The organism is Streptomyces sp. H51 (assembly GCF_035656535.1).
Lineage (GTDB): Bacteria > Actinomycetota > Actinomycetes > Streptomycetales > Streptomycetaceae > Streptomyces.
The window spans coordinates 403366-419460 of the sequence record NZ_JAYMHD010000020.1 but is presented as its reverse complement, the minus strand read 5'-3'; the positions used below and the strand labels follow the sequence as shown (position 1 = coordinate 419460).

The window sequence follows — 16095 nt, the reverse complement described above, 5'->3', positions numbered from 1 at the left end:
GGGAGAGTAGGACGCCGCCGAACAATTCTTGAGAAAACCCCGTACCGGTTCCGGTACGGGGTTTTCTGCGTTCCGGCTCCGTGGGCTTTCCGGGGAGAGCCCACGGAATCCGTCACAGGCGTCCCGCCGCTTTGAGAGCGAGATAGGCGTCCGCCAGTGCCGGAGCCAGATCGTCCGGGGCCGCGTCGACGACCGTCACCCCGTGCCGGCGGAGTTGCTCCGCCGTGCGGTGGCGTTCGCTCTGGGCCTGCGCGGCGGCTGCGGCCTCGTAGACCGCCTCCGTGCTTCCGCGTGCCGTGGCCATGCGGGCGACGAACGGGTCCGCCACCGAGGCGACGAGGAGCGTGTGGCGTTGCGTGAGCCGGGACAGGACCGGGAGCAGGCCCTCCTCCACAGGGGCCGCGTCGAGGCTGGTCAGCAGCACGATCAGGGAGCGGCGGGGGGCCGTCCGGAGAGCCGCGGAGGCCAGGCCGCGGGCGTCCAGCTCCACCAGCTCGGGTTCCAGCGTCGCCATCGCGCCGACGATGGACGGGAGGACATCGCGCGCCGTGCGGCCTTGGATGAGGGCGCGGACCCGGCGGTCGTACGCGAGCAGGTCCACGCGGTCGCCGGCACGGGCGGCGAGAGCCGCCAGGAGCAGGGCCGCGTCCATGGAAGCGTCCAGGCGCGGAGCGTCGCCCACGCGGCCGGCCGAGGTGCGGCCGGTGTCGAGGACCAGAAGGATGTGGCGGTCGCGTTCGGGGCGCCAGGTGCGGACCGCGACCGTGGTCTGGCGGGCCGTCGCGCGCCAGTCGATGGAGCGGGTGTCGTCGCCGGGGACGTACTCGCGCAGGCTGTCGAACTCCGTGCCCTGGCCGCGGATGAGCACGCTGGTGCGGCCGTCCAGCTCGCGCAGGCGGGCCAGCTTGGAGGGGAGGTGCTTGCGGCTGGTGAACGGGGGCAGGACGCGTACCGTCCAGGGGACCTGGTGGGTGCCCTGGCGGGCGAAGAGGCCGAGGGGGCCGTACGAGCGGACGGTGACGCGGTCGGCGTGGCGGTCGCCGCGGCGAGTGGGACGCAGCCGGGTCGTGACCCGTCGGCGTTCACCGGCGGGCACCGTCAGGCGGTGGCGCGAAGCCGCAACTTCCGTGCCGGGCTGCCAGCTGCTCGGGGGCCAGGCGTCGCGCAGGCGGGCGCGCAGCGGGCGGCGCGACGGATTGCTGATGGTCAGGGTGACGTCCGCGGTGTCGCCCAGGCGCACCGATGTGTCGCCGGAGCGGGTGAGACCCAGGCGCCGCACCGGCGCGGCGAGCGCGAAATCGCAGGCGCAGGCAACGGCCAGGGGCGCGTTCACGGCCAGGATGCCCGTCCAGCCGGGGCCCCAGATGCCGACCGGTAGGGAGCCGAGTGCCGCGAGGAGCGCGGCGCGTCCGGTGAAGGCCATCAGCGGGGGACGGGGACGTGGGCGAGGACGGCGTTGATGACGGAGTCGGCGGTCACGCCTTCCATCTCGGCCTCGGGGCGCAACTGGACGCGGTGGCGGAGGGCGGGCAGGGCGAGGGCCTTGACGTCGTCGGGGATGACGTAGTCGCGGCCGGTGAGCCAGGCCCAGGCGCGTGAGGTGGCCAGAAGGGCCGTGGCGCCACGCGGGGAGACGCCGAGAGTGAGTGACGGCGACTCGCGGGTGGCCCGGCAGATGTCCACGACGTAGGCGGTGATCTCGGGGGAGACGGTCGTCTTTGCCACCGCGGCGCGGGCGGCCTCCAGGTCCGCCGGCCCCGCGACCGGGCGTACTCCGGCGGCGCGCAGGTCGCGCGGGTTGAAGCCCTCCGCGTGGCGGGTGAGGACGTCGATCTCGTCCTGGCGGGACGGCAGAGGGATCGTCAGCTTGAGCAGGAAGCGGTCCAGTTGGGCTTCGGGGAGGGGGTACGTGCCCTCGTACTCGACCGGGTTCTGGGTGGCCGCGACCAGGAACGGCTCGGGGAGCGGGCGGGGGGTGCCGTCGACCGTGACCTGGCGTTCCTCCATGGCTTCCAGCAGCGACGACTGGGTCTTCGGCGGGGTGCGGTTGATCTCGTCGGCGAGGAGCAGGTTGGTGAAGACCGGGCCGGGCTGGAAGGAGAACTCGGCCGTGCGGGCGTCGTAGACGAGGGAGCCGGTGACGTCGCTCGGCATCAGGTCGGGGGTGAACTGGACACGCTTCGTGTCGAGTTCGAGCGCGGATGCGAGAGCGCGGACGAGCAGCGTCTTGGCGACCCCGGGGACTCCTTCGAGCAGTACGTGCCCGCGGCACAGCAGGGCGACGACGAGGCCGGTCACGGCGGGGTCCTGGCCGACCACGGCTTTGGCGATCTCGGCGCGCAGGGCCTCCAGGGAGGCACGGGCCCTGCCCGGATCCCCGGCGTACCCGGCGTTGTCAGTGGTCGGGTCCATCATGGACGGCGTACCTCTCTTTCGAGGGCGTCGAGTCGGTCGGCGAGGGTGACGAGGGCCGCGTCGTCGCTGGGCGGCGGCCCGAAGAGGAGGGAGTGCAGGGCCTGTCCGTCGCCGTGCAGGCGGGCGGACAGGGCGGGGAGCAGGGTCTCGGGCGCGTGCGCCTGGGAGACGGGTACACCCGCGAGCGGGGCCAGGCGGATGCGGGTGGCGGAGCGCAGAGCGGCGGCCGCGCGGTCACGGGCGTTCGCCTTGCGGTAGAGGCGGGAGCGGCCTTCGACGGTTTCGGAGGCACGGATCGCCACCGGGAGCTTCTCGGGCACGAGGGGGCCGAGCCGGCGTGCCCGCCAGAGGGCGGCGAGGGCGGCCGCGACGAACAGCTGAAGGGTGCCCCAGAGCCAGCCGGAGGGCAGCAGCTCGAAGAAGCCCTTCTCGCCGTCCGGTTCGGCGGCCGAGGTGTCGGAGAGCGAGGGGAGGTACCAGACCAGATGGGGACGGGAGCCGAGGAGTTGGAGGGCGAGCGAGGCGTTGCCCTCCTTGTCCAGCCGTTCGTTGAGGAGGATGTCGGGCGCGCCGAGGACGACGGTGTCGCCGTGGCCCGACGCCTCCGGGATGCGCAGCAGGGTGGCCAGGTGCTCGCTGGGGTAGCACCTGTCGGCGCCGAGGTGGGTGGTGGTGTAGCGGATGCCGCCGGTGTCGGCGCTGCCGGCGCGGCGGGCGGCGAGCAGGGAGCAGTCGGGGGAGAGGGTGGAACCGGTGCTGGTGGCGGGGTCCGCGGTGACGCCGGGGGCGAGCCTGCCGACGGACGCGCTGCCGGCGGCGACGAGGACCGTGCGACCTCCGGAGCCGGCGGTCGCGGAGCGCAGCAGTGTCTGCTGCCGGCGCGTCAGCAGGTCGGGGACGGCGACCAGGAGGGTCGTGTCCGGGGCGGCCGCCGCACGCGCCTGGTCCAGGGTGCTGACCACGCGCGTGGACACGCCGCGGTCGGCGAGCAGTTCGGCGACGGCGCGGCTGCCGTAGGGGTCTGCGGAGCGCGGGTCGAGCGTGCCGTGCCGGGTGTCCGAGCGGATCACGGCGATGGCGACGGCGGCCACGAGCAGGAGCGCGACGGCGACCACGATGCCGCGCGCGCGGGTCCACCACTGGCGTGCGGTGGGCGAGGGCGAGGCGGTCGGGAGTGCGGTCCCGGGGGTCATTCGGCGGCTCCCCGGCGGGTGTCGTGGGCCGTCGCGGCGGCCGTGAGCCGGGGCCGGGCGCGCTCGAGGTCGCGGTCGAGTTCGGCGACGCGGTGGTACGACTGCTCGCTCGCCCTGCGTCCGCCGTACGTCACGTCGTCGAAGTCGCGGGCGGCGGCACGCAGCCGGTCCGCGTGGGAGGGCAGCGCGCGGCCGGCCTCCGCGGCCGCCTCGTCGGCGGTGCGGCCGGGCCGGTCGTCGAGCAGGGCGCGCTCCTCCAGGGAGCGGACGATGGCGCGCATGCGTTCCTGGACGGCCTGGCTCCAGTGGCCCTGGGCGGCGTGCGCCTCGGCGGCCGCGCGGTGCTCCGCCGCGCTGCGCGGACGGTCGTCGAACAGGGCGGCGGCGGAGGCGGGGCCGCGGCGCGGAGTGCCCAGGCGCCACCACAGCGCACCGAGCACGGCGAGTACGGCCACCACGATGACGACCAGGCCGAGTGTGCCCCCGGGCGCCACGGTGGAGGCCGAGCCGAGCAGCTTGTCGACCCAGTCCCAGAAGGCGTCGAGGGCCCGTTGGAGCACGCTGGGGTCGTTCTCGTGGTACATGCGTTTCGACAGCTCGCGCCGGGCCGCCTCCCGCGCGGGATCGCGCGGGGTCGTCACCGGCGGTTCGTCACCGGATCCGAGCGTGGACAGCACGGACGTGAGGACACCCCCCGTCAGGCTCACCGCATCAGCCTCCCGAGCCGGTGCCGTAGCCCTGCAGGCCCGCCGCGCGGGCGAGGTCGAGGTCGAGGGCCTCGCGGCGGATGCGCTGGTCGACGTAGAGGAGGACGGTGACGCCCGCCGTGATGGGGAAGGTGATCATCGAGCCGATCACCGCGCCGATCCCGCTGATGACCAGGAAGGTCCAGCCGGGGTTGCCGCCGGTGTTGTTCAGGAAGAAGGCGATGCCGCCGTCGGCGAACACGGCCGCGAGGAGCGTGAAGGGGATGACGACGATCGACGCGACGATGTTCGCGATGACCGTCGCGAGCAGCTGGATGCCGAAGACGCGCCGCCAGGAGCCGCGGACCAGCTTCGCGGAACGGCTCATCGCCTTCTTGATGCCCTGCTTCTCCAGCATCAGCGCGGGCGAGGCCAGCGAGAAGCGGATCATCAGCCACAGCGCGACCACGCCGCCGCCGAGGGTGCCCAGGACGCCGAGCGCGGCGCCCGCGTCGCCGGATCCCGACACCGCCACGAGGATGCCGGGCAGCGCGCCGCCGAGGACGATCCCGAACGTGATGAGCAGCAGCAGGAAGATCAGGCCGAACAGCCTCACCACCTGCGGGCGGGCGTCGCGCCAGGCCTCGCCGGTGGTGACCGGCTTGCCGAGCACCGCCCGGCTGGTGACGGTCGTGAGCAGGGCGGTCGCCGTGATCGTGCCGAGCAGGGAGATCAGGAAGACGACGCCGGTGCCGAGCATGGTGTCGCCCAGGGCGCGGGTGAGTTCGCTCAGGGTGGCGCTCGGGTCGTTCAGTACCTCGGTGCCGGCCCGGTCGTAGAGGAACAGGCCCTGGAGCAGGATGACGACGACCTGCACCACGACCGCGACGGTCAGCGAGATGCCGAGGACGGTGCGCCAGTAGGTGCGCATGGTGGAGACCGCGCCGTCGAGGATCTCGCCCACGCCGAGCGGACGCAGTGGGATCACACCGGGCTTCGCCGCGGGCGGGGGGCCGCCCCAGCCGCCGTAGGGGACGTGACCGGGAGCGCCCTGGCCGCCGGGGGCACCCGGGGGCCGGCCGCCCCAGCCCGGGCCGGGCGGCGGAGGCGGTGGGGCCTGGCCCGGGCTCGCCGGGCCGGAGGGGGCGGACCACTGGCCTGCGGGCGGCTGGTCCTTGGACCACTGCACGCCCGGTGCCTGCGGATCCGCGACCGGCTGGTCGGCGGGTTCCGCGGGGCGGTCGCCGGGCTCGGCGGGACCGGGCGCGCCGGGCTCCTGCCCTTCGGACGGGGCGGATCCGGGCGAGGCCCAGCCCGGAGTGTCGTTCATCGTCGCTCCTTCACGGTGCCCGTCCGCGGGCGCGGCGGCAGTTCGGCTGCCATCGTGCCATGGGGTGGTCGTCGAGGTACTGGCCGCGGTAGGGGGTGCGGAGCTTCAATTGTCTGCCGGAAAACGGGCAGACTGACCGCATGGCTGATCAGTACGCGCATTCCGGCGAGGACAGCAGGGCGACCGAGATCCCGGCGATCCGCTGGGAGGAGCCACCGGAAGGCCCCGTGGTGGTGCTTCTGGACCAGACGAGGCTGCCGGCGGAGGAGGTCGAGCTGGTCTGTACGGACGCCTCCGCGCTGGTCGAAGCGATCCGTTCGCTCGCCGTGCGTGGGGCGCCGCTGCTCGGTGTCGCGGGGGCGTACGGCGTCGCGCTCGCCGCCGCGCGCGGTTTCGAGGTGGACGACGCGGCGGCGGCCCTGGCGGGTGCCCGGCCCACCGCGGTGAACCTCTCCGTCGGCGTGCGCAGAGCCCAGGCCGCGTACCGGGCCGAGTTCGCCAGGAGCGGCGATCCCGCGCGGGCCGCGGCGGCGGCGCTGGCGGCCGCGCGGCAGCTGCATCGGGAGGACGCCGAGGCCAGCGCCCGGATGGCCGAGCGCGGTCTGGCGTTGCTGGAGGAGCTGCTGCCCGGCGGCGGGCATCGGATCCTGACCCACTGCAACACCGGCTCGCTGGTGTCGGGCGGTGAGGGGACGGCGTTCGCGGTCGCGCTCGCGGCGCACCGGGCGGGCAAGCTGCGGCGGCTGTGGGTGGACGAGACGCGTCCGCTGTTGCAGGGCGCGCGCCTGACGGCGTACGAGGCGGCCCGCAGCGGGATGGCCTACACCCTGCTCACGGACAACGCGGCGGGTTCGCTGTTCGCGGCCGGCGAGGTGGACGCGGTGCTGATCGGGGCGGACCGCATCGCCGCCGACGGTTCGGTGGCGAACAAGGTGGGGAGCTATCCGCTGGCGGTGCTCGCCCGCTACCACCACGTGCCCTTCGTCGTGGTGGCGCCGGTGACGACGGTGGATCCGGACACGCCGGACGGGGCGTCCATCGAGGTGGAGCAGCGGCCCGGGTTCGAGGTCACCGAGATCATGGCGCCGCAGATGCCGGTGACCGGCGTGGGAGGCGGGCTGCCGATCGCGCCTCTGGGGACGCAGGCGTACAACCCGGCGTTCGACGTGACGCCGCCCGAGCTGATCACCGCGATCGTCACGGAGGAGGGGGCCGTGTCGCCCGTGACCGCCGAGGCGCTCGCGGAGCTGTGCGCCAGGTCACGGCAGGTGAGTATCGGCTAGCCGAGCAGGGGGGATCGGCCGGTCGCCGGGGGACGGACCGCGGGGCTCGGCGGGGAGCGGCGGACAGCCTGCTCCCGCGGCGTCCCCTGCCTGCGGCCGCACCCGGCGGACGAGGGCAGACAGCAGCGACCCCATACGACTATCGTCACGGGCCAGTGACCTCTCTCACCAGCGCCCCGGTCACTGTTACGAGAATGGGATGATGTCGTTTATGAAGGGACGAGTCCTCGTCGTCGACGACGACACCGCACTGGCCGAGATGCTCGGCATCGTGCTGCGTGGTGAAGGTTTTGAACCGTCTTTCGTAGCCGATGGCGACAAGGCGCTGGCCGCGTTCCGTGAGTCCAAGCCCGACCTGGTGCTGCTGGACCTGATGCTGCCCGGGCGGGACGGCATCGAGGTGTGCCGTCTGATCAGGGCGGAGTCCGGGGTGCCGATCGTGATGCTCACGGCCAAGAGCGACACGGTCGACGTCGTCGTCGGACTGGAATCGGGCGCGGACGACTACATCGTGAAGCCGTTCAAGCCGAAGGAGCTGGTCGCCCGGATCCGGGCGCGCCTGCGCCGGTCGGAGGAACCGGCGCCGGAGCAGCTCGCCATCGGCGACCTGGTCATCGACGTGGCCGGGCACTCCGTCAAGCGGGACGGGCAGTCGATCGCGCTGACGCCGCTGGAGTTCGACCTGCTGGTCGCGCTCGCGCGCAAGCCGTGGCAGGTGTTCACCCGCGAGGTGCTGCTCGAGCAGGTGTGGGGCTACCGGCACGCCGCCGACACCCGCCTGGTCAACGTGCATGTGCAGAGACTGCGCTCGAAGGTCGAGAAGGACCCGGAGCGGCCGGAGATCGTGGTGACCGTCCGTGGCGTCGGGTACAAGGCGGGACCGAGCTGACATGACCGGTGACAGTGCCGCTTCGGAGCCCGGGCCGGGCGGGCCCCGCGCCGGGCGGCCTGTCGGCCGGAACGCGGCGGGCTCGCGTTGGCGACGCCTCTTCGCGGGCGGGCTGCTGCAGGGCGGCGTCCAGGGCAGTCCTGTCCTGCGGCTGCTCCTGCGGTGGGTACGGCGGCCACTGCTGCCCGTGATGCGGCTGTGGCGGCGCAACATCCAGCTGAAGATCGTCGTCACGACGCTGCTGATGTCCCTGGGCGTCGTCCTGCTGCTGGGCTTCGTCGTCATCGGGCAGGTGCGCAACGGTCTGCTGGACGCCAAGGTGAAGGCCTCGCAGAGCCAGGCCACCGGAGGGTTCGCGGTGGCCAAGCAGAAGGCCGACGAGGCCGCCTCCGGCACCGCCGACGACGGCTCCCCGGTCGACGGCCGCCCCGCGCAGAACATCACCCCGTGGATGAGCGAACTGGTGTCCTCCCTGTCCAGCGGCGGCCAGGGCGCCTTCGACGTGGTCACCCTGCCCCTGGGCGACGACAGCGGCGGCGGACGCGGGCCGCGCGCCTCCGGGTACGTCGACCCGTCGGTCAGCGTGCCCGACGATCTGCGCGCGCGGATCGACGAGAGCACCGCTGCCGCCCAGAGCTACACCCGCATCGTCTACAGCAACGGCAAGGAATCGCAGCCGGCGCTGGTCATCGGCAAGCAGGTCAACGACCCCAACGGCGACCCCTACCAGCTCTACTACCTCTTCCCGCTCACCCAGGAGGAGAAGTCGCTGAGCCTGGTCAAGGGCACCCTGGCGACCGCCGGACTGTTCGTCGTCGTCCTGCTCGGGGCGATCGCCTGGCTGGTGGTGCGGCAGGTCGTCACGCCCGTGCGGATGGCGGCCGGCATCGCCGAGCGGCTGTCGGCCGGGCGGCTGCAGGAACGCATGAAGGTCACCGGCGAGGACGACATCGCGCGGCTCGGCGAGGCCTTCAACAAGATGGCGCAGAACCTGCAGCTGAAGATCCAGCAGCTGGAGGACCTGTCGCGGATGCAGCGGCGGTTCGTGTCGGACGTGTCCCACGAGCTGCGGACGCCGCTGACGACCGTGCGCATGGCCGCGGACGTCATCCACGAGGCCCGGGAGGACTTCGACCCGGTGACCGCGCGGTCGGCGGAGCTGCTCGCCGACCAGCTGGACCGCTTCGAGTCGCTGCTCGCGGATCTGCTGGAGATCAGCCGCTTCGACGCGGGCGCGGCGGCCCTGGAGGCGGAACCGATAGACCTCAGGGAGGTCGTGCGGCGCGTGGTCAGCGGCGCCGAGCCGCTCGCGGAGCGCAAGGGCACGAAGATCCGGGTCGTCGGCGACCTGCAGCCCGTCGTCGCCGAGGCGGACGCCCGGCGGGTGGAGCGGGTGCTGCGCAATCTCGTCGTCAACGCCGTGGAGCACGGCGACGGCAAGGACGTCGTCGTCAAGCTCGCCGCGGCGGGCGGGGCGGTCGCGATCGCGGTGCGCGACTACGGCGTCGGGCTCAAGCCCGGCGAGGCGACCCGCGTCTTCAGCCGCTTCTGGCGGGCCGACCCGGCACGCGCGCGCACCACGGGCGGTACCGGCCTGGGTCTGTCCATCGCGCTGGAGGACGCGCGGCTGCACGGCGGCTGGCTGCAGGCGTGGGGTGAGCCGGGCGGCGGGTCGCAGTTCCGGCTCACGCTGCCGCGCACGGCGGACGAGCCGCTGCGTGGCTCCCCGATCCCGCTGGAGCCCAAGGACTCACGGCGCAACCGCGGACTCAACGGCGCGGGGCTGCCGCGCGGGGGCGGCGGGAAGACGGCGACGGTGCCGGTGCAGCCGGCCGAGATGTCGTCGCTGACCCCGCGGCTGGGCGGCCCGGCCCCGACCGCCGACCCGACGGCGCTGCCCGGGAACGGCACCCGCGTGGTCTCCCGGCCCGTCCCGGGCACGCGAGGACGGGAAGACGGGCAGACCGGAACCGGAGGCTCCGCCACGGAGGGGGAGCGCTCCGGGAGCGAGGCATCCGCCGCGGAGGGGGCGTCCGCCGCCGGCGCGGCGCGCGACGAGACCGCGCGCCGTTCGGACGCCGGTCCGCAGGACTCGACCAGGGAAGGGAAGGCGGCTCGTGGGCGCTGACCGCGAGGGGGGCGCCCGGCGCATGCCGGCGCGCGCGGTGGCGTACGCCACCTGTGGTGCGGTACTGCTGACGGGGTGCGCCTCCATGCCCGACAGCGGGGATCTGCGCGGTGTCGACTCCACCCCGCGGCAGGACACCCAGGTGCGGGTGTTCGCCGTGCCGCCGCAGGACAACGCCCAGGCCTCGGACATCGTCTCGGGCTTCCTGGAGGCGCTGACCAGCGACGACCCCGACTACTCCACGGCACGCCTCTACCTGACGGGCAAGGCGTCGCAGATGTGGCGGCCGGGTCTGTCCACCACGGTCCTCGCGGACGGCCCGGGCACCGATTCCGACCGCTCGGACGCCCGGGAGGACAGGGACGAGCTGTCGTTCACGCTGACCGGCACCAGGGTCGCCACGGTGGACGCGCAGCAGTCCTACCGGCCGGCCAAGGGCAGCTACCGCGCGCTGGTGCACCTCACGCGGAATCGGAAGACCAACCAGTGGCGCATCGACCGGCTGCCGCAGGGGCTGGTGATGGGCAAGTCGGACTTCCAGCGCAACTACGTGTCCGTCAACAAGTACTACTTCGCCTCGAACACCGCCACGGGCAGCGAGACGCAGGCCGCGGCGGTCGCCGACCCGGTGTACGTGCGGCGGCGCGTGGATCCCATGACTCAGGTGGTGCGCTCCCTGCTCAACGGGCCCACGACCTGGCTCGACCCCGTGGTCCGGACGAGTTTCCCCACCGGCGCGGCCCTGGAGAAGGGCGTCGCCTCGCTGGCGCCCGACGACCGGAGCAAGCTGACCGTGCCACTGAACGGCAAGGCCGCCCGGGTGGGCACCGGCATGTGCCGCGAGATGGCGGCCCAGCTGCTGCTCACGCTGCAGAGCCTCACGCCGGCGGTCGAACAGGTCGAGCTGCGCTCCGGCGGCTCGCGCCTGTGCTCGCTCGGCGAGGAGCGGATCGACGACGTGGCCGCGCCCGCGTCCGCCCAGCACCCTTCCTATCTGTACTTCGTCGACGGCAAGAACAGGCTCGTACGGATAGCCGCCGGCATCAGCGGGACCAACGCCAGCGCGGTGCCGGGGGCACTGGGCGAGGGCGGCAAGGCGCTGCGCTCGGTGGCCGTGGCACGCGACGAGCGCACCGCGGCCGCGGTCACCGCCGACGGCCAGGCGCTGTACGTGGCGTCGCTGGTGTCGGGGGGATCGCTCGGGGACCCCGTGCTGGTCAGCCACGGCAAGACGGAGGACGACCGGCTGACGGCGCCCAGCTGGGACGCGCACGGCGACCTCTGGGTGGCCGACCGCGACCCCGGCGACCCGCGCCTGCTGCTGCTGGAGCAGGGCAGGGACGAGCCGCTGGTGGTGACGACCTCGGGGCTGGACGGGCGCATCGAGGACGTGCGGGTGGCCGCCGACGGGGTGCGGATCGCGTTGGTGGTGGCCAAGGGCACGAAGAAGTCCCTGCTCATCGGGCGGATCGAACGACACGCGGACACGGACCAGCGGGCGGTGTTCTCGGTGGTCGGACTGCGCTCCGCGACGCCGGAGCTGGAGGACGTCACGGCCATGTCGTGGGCCGGTGACACCCGGCTCGTGGTGGCCGGGCGCGAGCAGGGCGGCGTGCAGACCATGCGGTACGTCCAGGTCGACGGCTCCACGCCGGAAATGGCGGCGCCCGCGGCGCTGACGGGGGTCAAGGAGATCACCGCGGCGGAGGACGACGGGCTGCCGCTGGTGGCGTACTCCGAGGACGACGGGATCGTCCGGCTGCCGTCGGGGGCGCAGTGGCAGAAGGTGGTCACGGACGGGAGCGCGCCGGTCTATCCGGGGTGAGCAACCGGTTCGGGCCGGGGCGAGCCGCCGGTCCGTCCGCGACGCGCCGCCGGTCCGTCCGGGGTGAGCCGCCGGTTCGGTCCGGGGCCGTCGGCCGGGTCTCGTTGGTTGTCCACAGGGGTGGCCGGGCGGGTCCCGCTGGTTGTCCACAGGGGTGGCAGGCCGGCTTCGATGTCGGCACAGTGGTGGCCATGCGGGGGTGGTGGCAGGACCTGGCCGACCTGGTGCTGCCGGCCGAGTGCGGAGGCTGCGGGATGCCTCGCACGGCTCTCTGTCCCGAGTGCCGTGCCGCCCTGGACGGGGCCGTACCGAGCCGGGTGCGACCAGTGCCGGAACCGCCCGGGCTGCCCGTGGTGCACGCGGCCGCCCGGTACGCGGACGAGGTGCGGGCCGTGCTGCTGGCCCACAAGGAGCGCGGCGCGCTGGCCCTCGCGGCGCCGCTGGGAGCCGCCTTGGCGGAGGCGGTCCGGGCGGGGCTGAGGGAGGCACGGCGAAACGGCCGCGGAACCGCGCGCCGGGACGGTCCCCTGCTGCTGGTCCCCGTGCCGTCCGCACGTGCCGCCGTGCGGGCGCGGGGGCACGATCCGGCGCGGCGGATCGCCCTCGCGGCGGCGGGCGAGCTGCGCCGGACGGGGACGCCGGCCCGGGTGCTGGCCGTGCTGCGGCAGCGGCGTGCCGTGGCCGACCAGTCGGGGCTCGACGCGCGGCAGCGGCTCGACAACCTCGCCGGCGCACTGGCCGTGGCGCCGGGCGGTGCGCGGCTGCTGTGTGGAGGGCAGGCGGTGCTGGTCGACGACCTGATGACGACGGGCGCCTCCCTGGCGGAGGCGGCGCGCGCCGTGCGGGCGGCGCGGGCGGTGCCGGAGTGGCAGGAGCCGCCGGCGACCGGCGGGACGGGCCGCGGGCCGGTTTCGCAGACCGTGGGGAGGACGGCCGTGTACCCGGCCGCAACCCGGGAAGGCAGAAAGGGACGAACACCCGGAACAGGGAACGAGGGCGCCGGAACAGGGGACGAAGGCGTCGGCCGTGGCCGAAGAGCGGACGGAACGACGGAGGCGGTCGGCGCGGACGCTGTGGTGTGCGCGGCCGTGGTCGCCGCGCCGCCGGATTCTTTTGAAATAAACCGGAACTGACTGTGAACGCGCGTCGTTGCAGGCAACGAGAGCATCAAATCACCGGAACGGAGGTACGGCGCAGTAGAGGGTGACGACATCCGTCCGGGCGAGATATGTTCAGTTGTGAGGGAAAGGCCCAGGCCATACCCCTCCTGAGCGAATGCCGCGCTGCGGGATTTGCATCATCACCCGTGCCGGTGGGGTGGGGGTCTTGCCCATGGGGGAGGAGGAGGTGGAAGTCACCGAGTCCGAGATTCCGGAACTCACCGGAATCTGGTGCACAAGGGAGATGCTCCGCCGCCGAAGCGGAGCAATCCGGGAACGGAGTTCTGCGTGGACATCGTCGTCAAGGGCCGCAAGACCGAGGTGCCCGAGCGGTTCCGCAAGCACGTGGCCGAGAAGCTGAAGCTGGAGAAGATCCAGAGGCTCGATGCCAAGGTGATCAGCCTCGACGTCGAGGTGTCCAAGGAGCCGAACCCCCGACAGGCCGACCGCTGCGACCGAGTGGAGATCACGCTCCGCTCCCGCGGTCCGGTGATCCGGGCGGAGGCGGCGGCCAGCGATCCGTACGCAGCCCTTGACCTGGCCGCGGAGAAGCTGGACGCCCGGCTGCGCAAGCAGCACGACAAGCGGTTCTCGCGCCGTGGCGCACGCAGGATCTCGGCAGCCGAGGTCCCCGATCACGTCCCGGACGCGGCGACGCTCAACGGGAACGGCGGCACCGTCTACGAGGAGGAGTCGGACGGTGTGCCCACGAAGAAGATCGGCTCGCTGGAAGTGAAGGGGGAAGGACCCCTCGTCGTACGCGAGAAGACCCACGTTGCCTCACCGATGACGCTCGACCAGGCTCTCTACGAGATGGAACTGGTCGGCCACGACTTCTATCTGTTCGTCGACTCCGAGACCAAGGAACCGAGCGTCGTCTACCGGCGGCATGCCTATGACTACGGCGTCATCCACCTCAGCACCGACCCGATGGTCGCCCAGGCGCAAGTCCCCGGCGCGGGCGGCACCGTGGGTGAGTGACCGCGCGGTCGAGCGGTGAACCGGTGCCCCTGGAGCGCGTGTGCGCCCCCAGGGGCACCTGCGTGCGACCGCTTCGCGCCCCGCTCCGTCACCGCGTTGCCGCCCAGGCATGGAATCATGGCGGCAACGGCCCAACGGGTGGGCCGTTGCCTTGGGTTGGCGATGGCACAGGACCACAGGCCACAGCCTTCAGGGGGAGGAACGATGGCGGACAGCTTCGGACCGATGCATGACGAGGATGCCGACGGCGGCGTCGTCGGCATGGGCCCGGACGCGGGCACCTCACGCAAGGAGCCGATCAGAGTCCTTGTCGTGGACGACCACGCCCTGTTCCGCCGTGGCCTGGAGATCGTGCTCGCCGCCGAGGAGGACATCCAGGTCGTCGGCGAGGCGGGAGACGGTGCGGAGGCCGTCGACAAGGCCGCCGACCTGCTGCCGGACATCGTGCTGATGGACGTCCGCATGCCCAAGCGGGGCGGGATCGAGGCCTGCACCTCGATCAAGGAGGTGGCCCCCAGCGCCAAGATCATCATGCTGACGATCAGCGACGAGGAAGCCGACCTCTACGACGCGATCAAGGCGGGCGCGACCGGTTATCTCCTCAAGGAGATCTCCACGGACGAGGTGGCCACCGCCATCCGGGCGGTGGCCGACGGACAGTCGCAGATCAGCCCGTCCATGGCGTCGAAGCTGCTCACCGAGTTCAAGTCGATGATCCAGCGCACCGACGAGCGCCGGCTCGTGCCCGCGCCGCGGCTGACCGACCGCGAACTGGAAGTCCTCAAGCTCGTCGCGACGGGCATGAACAACCGTGACATCGCCAAGGAGTTGTTCATCTCCGAGAACACCGTGAAGAACCACGTGCGCAACATCCTGGAGAAGCTCCAGCTGCACTCCAGGATGGAGGCCGTGGTGTACGCGATGCGGGAGAAGATCCTCGAGATCCGCTAGCAGGGAGCGGGCGAGCAGGCGCGCGGGCCAGCGGATCAGGCCAGCAGGCGGGCGAGTTCCCTCACCAGGGGCTCGCGCAGGTCCGCCGCGTCCACCCGCTCGACGCGCACGTCCGTGCACTCCACCCAGCCCGCCGCCTCCACCAGGGCCTGCGCCACCGCCGGAACCGCCTTGGCACCGTCCACGGTGACCTGCCTGGCCACCAGCGTGCGGCCCTCGCGGGCGGGGTCCACCCGGCCGACCAGGCGGCCCCCGGCGAGCACCGGCATCGCGAAGTAGCCGTACACCCGCTTCGGCTTGGGGACGTAGGCCTCCAGCCGGTGGGTGAAGCCGAAGATCCGCTCGGTGCGCGCCCGTTCCCAGATCAGGGAGTCGAAGGGGGACAGCAGCGTGGTGCGGTGACGGCCGCGCGCGGGTGCCTCGAGTGCCGCGGGGTCGGCCCAGGCCGGCTTGGACCAGCCCTCGACCGTGACCGGCACCAGGCCCGACTCCGCGATCACCGCGTCGACCTGCTCGCCCTTGAGACGGTGGTAGTCGGCGATGTCCGCGCGCGTGCCGACCCCGAGGGACTGCCCCGCCAGACGGACCAGGCGGCGCAGGCACTCCGCGTCGTCCAGATCGTCGTGCAGCAGCGGGCCGGGGATCGCGCGCTCGGCGAGGTCGTACACCCGCTTCCAGCCGCGGCGGCGCACGCACACCACCTCGCCGTACATCAGCGCACGCTCGACGGCGACCTTGGAGCCGGACCAGTCCCACCACTCGCTGGTCCGCTTCGCGCCGCCCAACTCGGTGGCCGTCAGCGGGCCTTCGGCGCTCAACTGCTTGATCACCCGGTCGTAGGCGCCGTCCGGGAGGGCGTGGTTCCAGTGCGGGCGGGCGCGGTAGGCGCGGCGGCGGAAGGCGAAGTGCGGCCACTCCTCGACGGGGAGTATGCACGCCGCGTGCGACCAGTATTCGAAGGAGTGCGCCCGCGTGGTGGGCGCGGCCCAGTAGGCGTCCTCGACCGTCCTGCGGCCCACCGCGCCGAGCCGGGCGTAGGGGATGAGTTCGTGGGAGCGGGCCAGGACGGAGATCGTGTCCAGCTGGACCGCGCCCAGGTGGCGGAGGATGCCGCGGACGCCGGCTCTGCGGTCGGGCGTGCCGAGGAGCCCCTGGGCGCGCAGGGCGATGCGGCGGGCCTCGTCGGCCGACAGGTCGGTGGAGGGACGCGGGGTCGTCATGGTCCGCACGATAGGGTCCGGCACTGACAGTTGG

At 73.1% G+C, this 16095-nt stretch carries 13 protein-coding genes; 7 read left to right on the top strand and 6 right to left on the bottom strand.

What is annotated here, in order from left to right:
• Positions 1 to 112: 112 nt before the first annotated feature.
• The 5 genes from VKA29_RS06450 to VKA29_RS06430 are packed head-to-tail and all read right to left on the bottom strand — an operon-like array spanning position 113 to position 5624.
• A complete protein-coding gene (locus VKA29_RS06450; protein ID WP_324784203.1) occupies positions 113 to 1423 on the bottom strand; it encodes a DUF58 domain-containing protein in 1311 nt (436 codons plus the stop codon).
• Positions 1423 to 2412, bottom strand: coding sequence for a MoxR family ATPase (locus VKA29_RS06445; protein ID WP_324784202.1), 990 nt, complete (start codon positions 2410 to 2412; stop codon positions 1423 to 1425). The genes VKA29_RS06450 and VKA29_RS06445 overlap by 1 nt, the downstream gene beginning before the upstream one ends.
• Positions 2412 to 3608, bottom strand: a complete 1197-nt coding sequence (locus tag VKA29_RS06440) for a DUF4350 domain-containing protein (RefSeq protein ID WP_324784201.1) — start codon at positions 3606 to 3608, stop codon at positions 2412 to 2414. The genes VKA29_RS06445 and VKA29_RS06440 overlap by 1 nt, the downstream gene beginning before the upstream one ends.
• The gene (locus VKA29_RS06435; protein ID WP_324784200.1) at positions 3605 to 4315 is read right to left on the bottom strand and encodes a DUF4129 domain-containing protein; all 711 of its coding nucleotides are present in this window, start codon (positions 4313 to 4315) and stop codon (positions 3605 to 3607) included. The genes VKA29_RS06440 and VKA29_RS06435 overlap by 4 nt, the downstream gene beginning before the upstream one ends.
• A gap of 4 nt (positions 4316 to 4319) precedes the next feature.
• Positions 4320 to 5624, bottom strand: a complete 1305-nt coding sequence (locus tag VKA29_RS06430) for a glycerophosphoryl diester phosphodiesterase membrane domain-containing protein (RefSeq protein WP_324784199.1) — start codon at positions 5622 to 5624, stop codon at positions 4320 to 4322.
• 140 nt (positions 5625 to 5764) lie between these two features.
• On the opposite strand from VKA29_RS06430, the gene mtnA reads away from it, so the two are divergent.
• The 7 genes from mtnA (at position 5765) to VKA29_RS06395 (ending at position 14841) form a co-directional block, all read left to right on the top strand.
• Entirely contained in the window at positions 5765 to 6907 is a 1143-nt protein-coding gene (gene mtnA / locus VKA29_RS06425; RefSeq protein ID WP_324784197.1) for an S-methyl-5-thioribose-1-phosphate isomerase, read from the top strand.
• A gap of 199 nt (positions 6908 to 7106) precedes the next feature.
• Complete coding sequence (mtrA, locus tag VKA29_RS06420; protein ID WP_187284748.1) at positions 7107 to 7796, top strand: two-component system response regulator MtrA; 690 nt, start codon at positions 7107 to 7109, stop codon at positions 7794 to 7796.
• Position 7797: 1 nt separating this feature from the next.
• Entirely contained in the window at positions 7798 to 9924 is a 2127-nt protein-coding gene (gene mtrB, locus VKA29_RS06415) for an MtrAB system histidine kinase MtrB (RefSeq protein ID WP_324784196.1), read from the top strand.
• Positions 9914 to 11749, top strand: a complete 1836-nt coding sequence (locus VKA29_RS06410) for an LpqB family beta-propeller domain-containing protein (RefSeq protein ID WP_324784195.1) — start codon at positions 9914 to 9916, stop codon at positions 11747 to 11749. The genes mtrB and VKA29_RS06410 overlap by 11 nt, the downstream gene beginning before the upstream one ends.
• A 191-nt stretch (positions 11750 to 11940) precedes the next feature.
• The gene (locus VKA29_RS06405) at positions 11941 to 12882 is read left to right on the top strand and encodes a ComF family protein (RefSeq protein ID WP_324784193.1); all 942 of its coding nucleotides are present in this window, start codon (positions 11941 to 11943) and stop codon (positions 12880 to 12882) included.
• 315 nt (positions 12883 to 13197) lie between these two features.
• The gene (gene hpf / locus VKA29_RS06400) at positions 13198 to 13890 is read left to right on the top strand and encodes a ribosome hibernation-promoting factor, HPF/YfiA family (protein ID WP_324784192.1); all 693 of its coding nucleotides are present in this window, start codon (positions 13198 to 13200) and stop codon (positions 13888 to 13890) included.
• A 204-nt stretch (positions 13891 to 14094) separates the two neighbouring features.
• Entirely contained in the window at positions 14095 to 14841 is a 747-nt protein-coding gene (locus VKA29_RS06395) for a response regulator transcription factor (protein WP_324784191.1), read from the top strand.
• Between the two features lie 35 nt (positions 14842 to 14876).
• Here VKA29_RS06395 and VKA29_RS06390 read toward each other — a convergent pair whose 3' ends face one another.
• Positions 14877 to 16061: a winged helix-turn-helix domain-containing protein gene (locus VKA29_RS06390; protein WP_324784190.1), complete on the bottom strand. Its 1185-nt coding sequence runs from the start codon at positions 16059 to 16061 to the stop codon at positions 14877 to 14879.
• Positions 16062 to 16095: the final 34 nt, after the last annotated feature.

What these genes read in the sequence shown, in the direction of transcription:
- VKA29_RS06445 (WP_324784202.1), bottom strand. Translation starts at nt 2,412, where the DNA reads ATGGACCCGACCACTGACAACGCCGGGTACGCCGGGGATCCGGGCAGG.
- VKA29_RS06390 (WP_324784190.1), bottom strand. Translation starts at nt 16,061, where the DNA reads ATGACGACCCCGCGTCCCTCCACCGACCTGTCGGCCGACGAGGCCCGC.
- mtrB (WP_324784196.1), top strand. Translation starts at nt 7,798, where the DNA reads ATGACCGGTGACAGTGCCGCTTCGGAGCCCGGGCCGGGCGGGCCCCGC.
- VKA29_RS06395 (WP_324784191.1), top strand. Translation starts at nt 14,095, where the DNA reads ATGGCGGACAGCTTCGGACCGATGCATGACGAGGATGCCGACGGCGGC.
- mtrA (WP_187284748.1), top strand. Translation starts at nt 7,107, where the DNA reads ATGATGTCGTTTATGAAGGGACGAGTCCTCGTCGTCGACGACGACACC.
- VKA29_RS06430 (WP_324784199.1), bottom strand. Translation starts at nt 5,624, where the DNA reads ATGAACGACACTCCGGGCTGGGCCTCGCCCGGATCCGCCCCGTCCGAA.
- mtnA (WP_324784197.1), top strand. Translation starts at nt 5,765, where the DNA reads ATGGCTGATCAGTACGCGCATTCCGGCGAGGACAGCAGGGCGACCGAG.
- VKA29_RS06440 (WP_324784201.1), bottom strand. Translation starts at nt 3,608, where the DNA reads ATGACCCCCGGGACCGCACTCCCGACCGCCTCGCCCTCGCCCACCGCA.
- VKA29_RS06405 (WP_324784193.1), top strand. Translation starts at nt 11,941, where the DNA reads ATGCGGGGGTGGTGGCAGGACCTGGCCGACCTGGTGCTGCCGGCCGAG.
- VKA29_RS06450 (WP_324784203.1), bottom strand. Translation starts at nt 1,423, where the DNA reads ATGGCCTTCACCGGACGCGCCGCGCTCCTCGCGGCACTCGGCTCCCTA.